This window comes from Peribacillus sp. P4_C12, assembly GCF_056402095.1.
This window is the reverse complement of sequence record NZ_JBFUIB010000698.1, coordinates 1-1,603: the sequence shown is the minus strand read 5'-3', so window position 1 is coordinate 1,603 and position 1,603 is coordinate 1. Positions and strand designations below refer to the sequence as shown.

Here is a 1,603-nt window from a genome sequence, read left to right as displayed (position 1 = left end):
GATTGTATCTATGTTTGCTTTATCCTTCACTAAGATACCAAAAGTCGCTTCTGTAGGTGATGTGACAATCTTGGGGGAAATCGAAAAGCAAAAAGAAAACTATCCTGATGCGAAGCTTACAGCCACCGCTTCTTCATTTATGATGGGGGCATCAAAGACGAACATTACGATAGATGTGATTGGCAGTAATGTTGAAGATTTGGAGTCGACAGCCAATAAGATCAAACAAAATATTCAAGATATTAAAGGAATTGAAGATGTTACAACGAACCAAGACGAAAAGAAAACCATTTATTCATTCAAGGTAGATCCGGCTAAAGGCAACACAGAACAAATAGGGCAACAACTAGGTATCATGCTTAATAGAACCCCAATCGGCAATATTACCTTGGAGGATAAGCAGACACCTGTAGTCCTTGAACCAATCTTAGATCCTAAACAACCAAAGGATTTAAAGAATATTCCTATTATGACAGATGGTGGTTTAGTCCCGGTGTCAAAAGTTGCTTCTTTAAAGAGTGAAGAGAGTGCAACTACCCAGTTCCATAAAGACGGAGAAACGTATCTTCAATTAACTGCAACCGTAGATCCGGCTAAGCTTTCTGATATTGCAAGCAAAATAAATCTTGAGATTTTTGGAGACAAGGAGAACAAAGGCCTTGCTATTCCGAAAGATGTAGATATATATGTTGGAGGAGCTAGCGCTCAGCAGACAGATGATTTTACTGATTTGTTCCTTACCATGTTAATATCTATAGGTATTGTCTTTCTAATCATGGTTATAACATTTAAATCGATTAAAGCACCGATTGCTATTTTATTTTCATTGCCGTTCGCTGCTATTGGAGCAGTGTTAGGATTGGTTATCAGTCGAATTCCAGTGGATATTACAGCGCTGTTGGGTGCGCTCATGTTAATTGGAATTGTGGTGACAAACGCGATTGTGCTTCTGGATAGAGTCAAACAAAACGAACAAAAAATGATTATTCGTGATGCAATTATTGAAGCAACGGCTACAAGATTCCGTCCGATTATTATGACGGCTGTAGCAACCATTTGCGCAATGCTGCCTCTTTTATATAAAAAGGCAGAAACAGGAAGTTTGGTTTCACAAAGCTTAGCTATCGTTGTCATTGGAGGGCTAGCTGTTTCTACACTGCTCACACTCATCGTCATTCCATGTATATACGAATTGCTACACTATAAAAAATCGAAAAAACAGAGAAAGAAAAAGAGAGAACCCGTTAGCGAAAACATCGAGATGTAAGGGAGCTTAATAAAAAAGTTTGTAGAGAAAGCGACGCTTTCTTTACAAACTTTTTTTTCTTTAAAATGGATATAAAACTTACAGTTACAAGAGCCAGTCAAAGAATAGGGAAGATGGCCTTTAGATTCTTGTTTTTCCTGTAGTCCTTTAGATTCAGTGTAGATATATCTCAAAATGCATATGATCATCTCATGCTTTTTAAATTTTATTTAAAAAATAGTTGACTTCTGTTCAACCTGTAACTAAAATAGTTACAGCAGAGGTGATAAATAATACAACCGCAAGAAGCAATGGAACAAGTAGTTACATCACTACTAAATCAAATACATGCTGCAC

At 37.1% G+C, this 1,603-nt stretch carries 1 protein-coding gene; it reads left to right on the top strand.

What is annotated here, in order from left to right; genetic code table 11:
* Window positions 1–1,267, top strand: a 1,267-nt coding sequence (locus tag AC1DUW_RS28135; protein ID WP_477644093.1) for an efflux RND transporter permease subunit, incomplete at its 5' end; no start/stop codon positions are given.
* Between the last annotated feature and the right edge of the window lie 336 nt (window positions 1,268–1,603).